Annotated in this window: 6 protein-coding genes; all 6 read left to right on the top strand. The window is 59.9% G+C overall.

From position 1 onward, the window contains the following. Positions 1 to 55: 55 nt before the first annotated feature. From DWA01_RS07165 to DWA01_RS07190, 6 genes are read left to right on the top strand one after another with little or no spacing between them, the layout of a single operon-like run. Entirely contained in the window at positions 56 to 1,507 is a 1,452-nt protein-coding gene (locus DWA01_RS07165; RefSeq protein WP_114285160.1) for an aldehyde dehydrogenase family protein, read from the top strand. Next, positions 1,507 to 2,499: a membrane dipeptidase gene (locus DWA01_RS07170; protein WP_114285161.1), complete on the top strand. Its 993-nt coding sequence runs from the start codon at positions 1,507 to 1,509 to the stop codon at positions 2,497 to 2,499. The genes DWA01_RS07165 and DWA01_RS07170 overlap by 1 nt, the downstream gene beginning before the upstream one ends. 41 nt (positions 2,500 to 2,540) lie before the next feature. Further along, complete coding sequence (locus DWA01_RS07175; RefSeq protein WP_114285162.1) at positions 2,541 to 4,100, top strand: BCCT family transporter; 1,560 nt, start codon at positions 2,541 to 2,543, stop codon at positions 4,098 to 4,100. A gap of 60 nt (positions 4,101 to 4,160) precedes the next feature. Then, positions 4,161 to 5,864 (top strand): hypothetical protein, encoded by a 1,704-nt coding sequence (locus DWA01_RS07180; protein ID WP_235008454.1) that lies wholly within the window; start codon positions 4,161 to 4,163, stop codon positions 5,862 to 5,864. Next, a complete protein-coding gene (locus tag DWA01_RS07185; protein WP_235008455.1) occupies positions 5,852 to 6,508 on the top strand; it encodes a DUF3726 domain-containing protein in 657 nt (218 codons plus the stop codon). Before DWA01_RS07180 ends, DWA01_RS07185 begins: the two co-directional genes overlap by 13 nt. Before the next feature lie 15 nt (positions 6,509 to 6,523). Continuing rightward, positions 6,524 to 7,540, top strand: a complete 1,017-nt coding sequence (locus DWA01_RS07190; protein ID WP_114285164.1) for an Ldh family oxidoreductase — start codon at positions 6,524 to 6,526, stop codon at positions 7,538 to 7,540. Positions 7,541 to 7,616 lie beyond the last annotated feature (76 nt).

A 7,616-nucleotide genomic window follows, 5' to 3' on the forward strand; every position in this document is an offset into this window, starting at 1 on the left:
CGCCGAGTCCATATTAAGCGCAACAAAATTGATTGCAGACCGACGGAGTGCCCCTATGACCGAGACAAAACTGAACCTTATTGCTGGTGAATGGCTGGCTGGTGAAAGTGAAATCGAAAACCGCAACCCGTCTGATCTGTCCGATCTTGTCGGCATGTTCGCGCAGGCTTCTGCGGATCAGCTGGACGCAACATTGGATCAGGCCCGCATCGCTCAGGTCGAATGGGAAGCTTACGGCATTGAGCGCAAGTATAATGTGCTGATGGCGATTGGCACCGAGATGATGTCGCGGGCAGAAGAGCTCGGCACATTGCTGGCGCGGGAAGAAGGCAAGCCGATGGCCGAGGGCAAAGGCGAAGTCTATCGCGCCGGCCAGTTCTTTACGTATTACGCTGCAGAAACGCTGCGGCAGATGGGCGAGACTGCGGATTCCGTTCGTCCCGATATCGAAATCGACGTGCGGCGCGAAGCCGTGGGTACTGTCGCGATCATCTCGCCCTGGAACTTCCCGACGGCCACGGCGTCCTGGAAAATCGCCCCCGCGCTGGCCTATGGCAATGCGGTGGTGTGGAAACCAGCCAACATGACGCCGGCGTCGGCTGTCGCGCTGAGCGAAATCATCAACCGTCAGGACATCCCCAAAGGTCTGTTCAGCCTTGTTATGGGCGCCGGCAGCACCATTGGCCAACGCCTGGTCGAAAGCCCCAAAATCAACGCGATTTCCTTTACCGGCTCAGTGCCTGTGGGCAAAGGCATTGCCGCTGCTGCCATTCAGAACCTGACCAAGGTGCAGATGGAAATGGGCTCCAAAAATGCGCTGGCCGTGATGGACGACGCGGACCTTGATCTGGCGGTGGCACTGGCACTTGGTGGGGCCTTTGGCAGCACGGGTCAGAAGTGCACCGCCTCGTCACGTCTGATCGTGCATGAAACCGTGCATGATGCTTTTGTGGAAAAATTGGTCGCCGGGGCCTCCGCTCTGAAGGTTGGTCACGCGCTGGAAGTAGGTACCCAGATTGGTCCGGTCGTCTCTGAACAGCAGCTGACCGAAAACCTGGCTTATGTTGAGCTTGGCAAATCCGAGGGCGCTGAGCTGCTCTGTGGTGGCGAGCGTCTGCAGTTGGCGACGGACGGTTATTTCATGTCGCCTGGCGTGTTTGCCGGCACCAGCAACGACATGCGCATCAACCGGGAAGAAATGTTTGCCCCGCTTGCCGCCGTGATCAAAGTGGGCAGCTATGACGAAGCGTTGCACCTGGTGAATGACACAAAGTTCGGGCTGACGTCCGGCATAGTGACCACCAGCCTGGCCCGCGCCACCCATTTCCGCCGCAATGCGAAAACCGGCTGTGTCATGGTCAACCTGCCCACCGCCGGCACGGATTACCATGTGCCCTTTGGAGGCCGTGGTGACAGCTCATATGGTCCGCGCGAGCAGGGCCGTTACGCAGCAGAATTCTACACCACAGTCAAAACGGCTTACATCTCCTCCGGGTTACCCGTGTAATGCGGATTGATAATCTGCAATATGCCAACTGGTCGGAAAAGATCTTCCGTCAACTGCGCGAAGGCGGCGTGGACGCGATCCACGTCACCATCGCCTATCACGAGAATTTCCGTGAGACGGTGCTGAATTTTGAGCAGTGGAACCGCTGGTTTGAACAATATCCCGATCTGATCATGAAAGGCCAGTGGGCCAGCGACGTGGACCAGGCGATCGAAACCGGACGCACTGCGGTGTTCTTTGGCTTCCAGAACCCGAGCCCGATCGAAGACGATATCGGCCTGGTGGAAATCGTACACACGTTGGGTGCGCGTTTCATGCAGCTGTCCTATAACAACCAGTCCTTGCTGGCGACCGGGTGTTATGAGGCCGAGGATACCGGTATCACCCGGATGGGCAAACAGGTCATAAAAGAGATGAACCGCGTGGGTCTTGTGGTCGATATGAGCCACTCGGCGGACCGTTCAACCATTGAGGCCGCCGACATTTCAGAGCGCCCGATCGCCATCACCCATGCCAATCCCTATGACTGGTCGCCCGCACTGCGCAACAAAAAGGATGATGTCATCCGCGCGGTGACGGAAAACGGCGGCATGATGGGGTTTTCGCTCTATCCACATCACCTGCAGAACAAGTCTGACTGCACCCTGGAGAGCTTCTGCGAGATGATCGCGCGCACCGTCGACAAGTTCGGTGCGGAGCATTTTGGCATCGGAACCGATCTGTGTCAGGACCAGCCGGACAGCGTGGTTGAATGGATGCGTGTCGGGCGCTGGAGCAAAGAAATTGACTACGGCGAAGGCTCCGCCGCTGCGCCGGGCTTCCCGCCGATGCCCGCCTGGTTCAACGACAACCGCGACTTTGGCAAACTCGAAAATGGTCTGCGGGCCGTCGGGTTTGAAGGCGCGGATCTGGCCGGAATCATGGGGCGCAACTGGCACAATTTTTACGAGACGAACTTTTGTGCCGCTGGGGAAACAGCGCAGCACGAATAAGCGGCCGCATAAGCCGCATCACCGTCACCAGGGAGGAAACCATGACGGATACCACGATTGAAACAGGTGAAAAGAGTTCGGTGAACAAACCGCTTTTCATGATCTCGGGGGGCTTTATTGCCCTGTTTTGCCTGATGGCATTGTTCAGCCTTGATACGCTGTCCGCCATGGTGGACTGGGGGTTTAATTTCTCGGCCACTTACTTCGGTCTCTATTGGCAGGTACTGCTGCTGGCGACCTTCCTGATTGGTCTGGTCCTTTGCGTTCTGCCCGGTGGCAAAGCGATTATGGGCGGACTGGCCACGCCCGAATTCACTGTATTTCAGTGGGGCTCGATGATCATGTGTACGCTGCTTGCTGGCGGCGGCGTGTTCTGGGCGGCCGGTGAGCCAATGGCACATTTCCTGTCCTCGCCGCCCTTGTTTGGCGCCGAAGCAGGCTCCGAGGCGGCGATTAACCCTGCCCTGGCACAAAGCTTTATGCACTGGGGCTTCCTCGCCTGGGCGATCCTCGGCTCGCTCTCGACGGTGATGCTGATGTATTACCACTATGAAAAAGGTCTGCCGCTGGCGCCACGCACACTGCTGTACCCGCTCTTTGGCGACAAAGCGATCAACGGCCCGATTGGCCTGTTTGCGGACGCGGCCAGCATCATCGCCGTTGTGGCCGGAACCGTTGGTCCGATTGGCTTTCTCGGGCTGCAGGTCAGCTATGGTCTGAACGATCTGTTTGGTATCCCCGACGGTTTCGCCACTCAGGCGCTGGTCATTGCCGGTCTGGTCGCGATTTACACGCTGTCAGCGATGACCGGCCTGAGGGGGGGCATTCAGCTGCTCAGCCGGATCAACGTTGTGCTGGCCGGCGCTCTGCTGCTGTTCATGCTGATTGCGGGTCCGACCGCGTTTATCTTCAAATCCTATTTTTCGGGTTTTGCAACCTACATCGGCAGCTTCTTTGACATGGCGCTCTACCGTGGCGAAGCGGGTATTTTTGGCGCTCCGGGCTGGCTTGGCTGGTGGACAGTGTTCTTCTGGGGCTGGTTCATGGGTTATGGTCCGCTGATGGCGATGTTCATCGCGCGGGTGTCGCGCGGGCGTTCGATCCGTTCGATCATCATCATGCTGTCGCTGGTCGCACCAGTGGTCACCACCTTCTGGTTCACCATCGTCGGTGGCTCCGGCATTGCATTTGAACTGGCGAACCCCGGCTCGGTGTCCACAGCGTTTGAAGGTTTTAACCTGCCTGCCGCGCTGCTGGCGATTACCGGTCAACTGCCGCTTGGTTTCCTGGTCTCGTTGTTGTTCCTGATCCTGACAATCATCTTTGTCGCCACCACCGGTGACTCGATGACCTACTGTATTTCAGTTATCATGAGCCAGAACGACTTGCCCTCAATGCCTGTGCGCATCTTCTGGGGCGTTGCGATGGGGCTGATGGCGATCATCCTGATTTCGGTCGGGTCGGGCGGTGTTGCCAAGCTGCAGAGCTTTATCGTCATCACAGCTGTGCCGGTATCCTTCATTCTGCTGCCCTCACTGTGGGATGCACTGCGCATCACGCTGGCCAAAGGCAAAGAGCTGGCCACAGCCAAAGAACAATAAACGGAGACCACCGGGCGGCGCTTCTTTTCCGCCCGGTATTTGATGCCTGGGGAGAGCAGAATGACTACGATAGTGCAGGGACCACAAATGATCGAAGCGCGGGACCCGGCGCTGGTCATGCGGCTGGCGCGTTTGGGATCTTTCCATCAGTCCCGCTTGTCGTTCATGCGTGTCCTGACCCGGCGTATGGCCCGGGAGGCCTGGTCTTTCGAGCGGCCGGAATTTGAAATTGACGCAGCCGGCACCGGTCATGCAGTCTATACTGCGCGCGGGCCGGAGCGCAGTTATTCGCTGATTGCCTTCGCGCATGACCTGCCGGCAGACCAGCGCTCTGACCGGGTGATCGCTGAAGCCTGGGATGCGACCTTCACCTTGTTTGACGGTATTCCGTCCGCTGGCGACATCGCGCGGTTGCGGGCCAATATTCCCTTGCAGGAGGCTGGCCGCGTCAGCGGCTCTGAGCTCTCCGTCTCGCGGGCCAACCGATCCGTGCGCCTGTGGGAACATGTGGTCGCTTCACTGGCCGCTGGCAGCCAGCCCGCGTTGGAACAGATTGACGCTGTGGGTTACCTGATGCGCACCACCGCGGTTTACGGATCCGGCAAACTGGGCGCGGCGGATCGCGAAATGATCGCAGACCGCCCCGAGTTTGCCACCCCGTTTCAGGTCGAAATGCTGTCGGTGTTTCTGACCCGCGCTTTTGTGCGTGATCTGGTGCAGCACATGGCCCATATGCGCGCTGGCGGCCAGGCCGCGACCCTTGATCCCGATATTGCCCGCAGCATGGGCATCGGCAATTCTACCGGTCTTGGCATGGCGCCGTTCCTGCTGAACCACCCTGTTCTGTTCAACAACTGGATCAAAGCGCGCGAAGAAGCGCTGGCGCGGGTGCGTCGCCTCGATCATGCCAGTGAGAGTGAGGTTGCACTGTTCAGAGATTTGTTGCGGCGCTCAGCTCAATCGGCAGTAAACTGGCACTCAGATCATGAAGCGCAGACCGTAAAACTGACGGCGTTTCGCGAAGATCTGACCCGGCTCGGCGCCCATGTGGACACGCTCGACCTGAGCGGTGACCAGCCCTGGAACAGACTTTTCAACTGGGCCGGGGCACATCTTTCACTGGAGGGGCAGGAATGTCTGGCCTCCTTACTGCTGGAGCCCTACGGCGCCCTTGTGGATGATCTGGCTGACCATATGGCGGCGGACAACACAGCCACGTTCCGCATTGCCGGCGCGATGCCACTGGGGCGGCTGAAAGAAATCATCGAACAGTCTTACGCCTGGGCGCTGGACATCGACTGGAGCCTGCCGCGGAACTGCGCCCGGGCCTGGTATGTTTCAGAGGAAAAACTGGAACCCCGGCTGGGGGATAGGTTCGAAGAGCCAATCGCGGATTATGAGCAACCGCTGGCCCCGGGGCGGGATGCGGCGGTCTTGTATCAGTCTCTGGCACACTGGCCCGATATCACCAGTGTTGCCGAGTTTTTGCTGCGCCATCCGGAACACCGTCACTCGGTGCGCCGGGTGCAGATCGTCAACCGGGCGCCCTATGCGGAAATCCGCGACAACACCATTTCAAGCGACGTGCTGCCGATCGACATGCTGCGCTGTAAACTGGCGTTCTTTGGCGCGGTGCATTTTGATCCGCGCTCGGACCGCTGGGTGCGGATCTGCATGTATCCCAACGCGCCATACCCGGAAGAACTGGCGACCCTCGATGCTGATTTCTGGGTCTATCCGACAGAAAGGACATGTGGGTCGTGAGCCATTCCCTCAACGAAATTGAAGCCATGTGCAAACGCGCCGCGCGCGGTGGCGGCCTGTCCTGGGGGCTGTGTGAAGAGGCTGCCAAAGGCACCCGCTGGTTGGCGGCCTACGGATACCCCGGGCCGGAACTGCTTGCCGATTTGCTGGAGCTGAATGATCAGAAACCGCGCGCAGGGGTGACTCCCGCTACGCTTGAGAACACATGGTACGCGCCGGCTGGGCGCCTGTGTCCGATCACGGCCGGCGCGGCAATGAGCGACAGCGCGGTAAAGATGGAAAATGATGAAACCATCGTGATGCGGGGTGTCAGCCAGCCCTTGCTGGTAGTGCCCTTTGCGGCAGGCGCGGCATTGCGCCTCGGTGCGGCTGTGTCGGTGACCTGGGGCGATGTCCGCCTGACGACAGATGGCCACCGGCTTTGCGCCCGGGGCAGGCGCGACGATATTCTGGCCGCCCATGCGGTTGAACTGCGCTGCTTTGCGCCAACTGAAATGACCACACCCGCAGCGCCGGTAATGCGCGCCAGTGTGGCGGAGGCCTGCTGGCGCCGGCTTGGCGTATTTGCGCAGCGCACCTATGCGCCTGCGACGGACGCGTCACGCCGTCTCGGCGCGGGTGCCGGTCTGAATGACAATGACTGAAAGAACGGATCAAAAATGACCGCTACAGAGATACTGACACTGGTTGAAATCGAAGACCTGGCCCTGCGCGGACTTATCGCGGCCGGGACCTCACCGGAAAATGCTGCGCCACTGGCCGCCGCCACGGCGATGACCGAAGCCGATGGTGTGGCTTCCCATGGTCTGGCCTATATTCCGATCTATGCCGAACATGTGTCCTGCGGCAAAGTCGACGGAAAAGCCACGCCGGTTCTGTCCCGGCCGCGCCCGGCTGTGGTGACGGTGGATGCGGGCACAGGTTTTGCCCACGCCGCCATCGCTTTGGGCTTTGAAACGCTGATCCCGCTGGCGCGCGAACAGGGCGTCGCAGTGTTGGCGATCAACAATTCCTATAACTGCGGTGTGCTGGGCTGCCATACTCAGGTTCTGGCCCAGGCCGGGCTGCTGGGCATTGGCTTTACCAATGCACCGGCGTCAATCGCGCCGTCCGGTGGCAAGACCCCGGTCGTGGGCACCAACCCGATCTCAATTGCCGCGCCCGGGCCGGATGGCCAGGTCGCCATTCTGATCGACCAGAGCGCCAGCACCATCGCCAAATCTGAGGTCATGAAGCACGCTCGCGAGGGCAAGGCCATTCCTGAAGGCTGGGCACTGGATGTGGACGGCAACTCCACAACCGATCCGGCTGCGGGCCTTAAAGGATCAATGGCACCCTCCGGCGGCTACAAAGGCGTTGGTATTGCGCTGATGGTGGAAATGATGGCCGCCGCAATGACCGGTGCGACCCTGGGCATCAACGCCAGCCCGTTTTCCGGCACTGCCGGCGGCCCGCCCAAAACCGGTCAGTTTTTTATCGCCATTGATCCGGCGGGCACCTCCGGGGGTGATTTTTCTGCCCGGATGACGGCGCTGCTCAGCGCGATGCATGATCAGGACGGCGCCCGGGCGCCCGGAGACGGCCGGGCCGCAAAACGAATCCAGGCCGCCGAAAAAGGCGTCGCGGTCAACACGGCCACTTTGGAGAAAATCCGCGGGTTGCTGCCGCCGCACTAACACCTGCATTTTACAGCTTCTTCGATTTGTCGTGGCGCGCCCGCTACGGGACAAACACCCACTTGCCCACTTGCCC

Origin of the sequence: Candidatus Halocynthiibacter alkanivorans (assembly GCF_003333265.1) — a bacterium.
In the GTDB taxonomy this organism is placed as follows: Bacteria; Pseudomonadota; Alphaproteobacteria; order Rhodobacterales; family Rhodobacteraceae; genus Halocyntiibacter_A; species Halocyntiibacter_A alkanivorans.